Annotated in this window: 1 protein-coding gene; it reads left to right on the top strand. The window is 74.5% G+C overall.

Going from position 1 to position 666, the window contains the following annotated elements; all coding sequences use genetic code 11:
• Positions 1-666: MFS transporter (locus FOE67_RS27740; RefSeq protein WP_182667556.1), on the top strand; the 666-nt coding region annotated here is incomplete at both ends.

Raw genomic sequence — 666 nt, 5'->3', positions numbered from 1 at the left:
GTCCCCCTGGTGACCCCGCCCGGCTTCGTGCCGCGTCTCGGTCTCGCCAACCTCGGCCTCTACGCCGCCCTCCTCACCCCCGTCGTCGTCACGATGGCGTTGCGCGTGGACCAGGTGGCCCCCGACAACCGTGAGGCCACCCTCGGTGTGGTCCTCTCCGCCGGCGCCCTGGTGGCCCTGATCGTCAACCCGCTGGCCGGCCGGCTCTCCGACCGCACCCGCTCCCGCTTCGGCCGCCGCGTCCCCTGGCTGGTCGGCGGCGTGGCGGTCGGCGTGCTCGGCCTGTTGATCATCGCCGCGGTCCCCGCCGTGCCCGCCCTCGTCCTCGGCTGGTGTCTGGTGCAGGGCGGCTTCAACGCCGTCTACGCCGCCCTCATGGCGACCATTCCGGACCGGGTGGCCCCCGACGACCGGGGCAAGGCGTCCGGCGCGATCGGCACCACCATCACCGTCGCCGTGCTCATCGGCTCCGGCATCGCCGCCGTCATCACGGACGTGCGGGTCATGCTCCTGCTCCCGACCGTGCTCACGGTGCTGCTGGTGGGCTGGTTCGTCCTCTTCCTCCGCCGGGTCGGCGAGACCCCCGGGACACCCGGCACCGGGCCCGCCGACTCCGGGGAGGGCGCGGAACGTCCCCTCCTCGGCAAGGACACCGCCCCGTTGCCC

Source organism: Streptomyces calidiresistens, from assembly GCF_014141525.1.
GTDB lineage: Bacteria > Actinomycetota > Actinomycetes > Streptomycetales > Streptomycetaceae > Streptomyces > Streptomyces calidiresistens.
The sequence above is the reverse complement of the archived record's forward strand: the minus strand, read 5'-3'. Positions and strand labels throughout refer to the sequence as shown.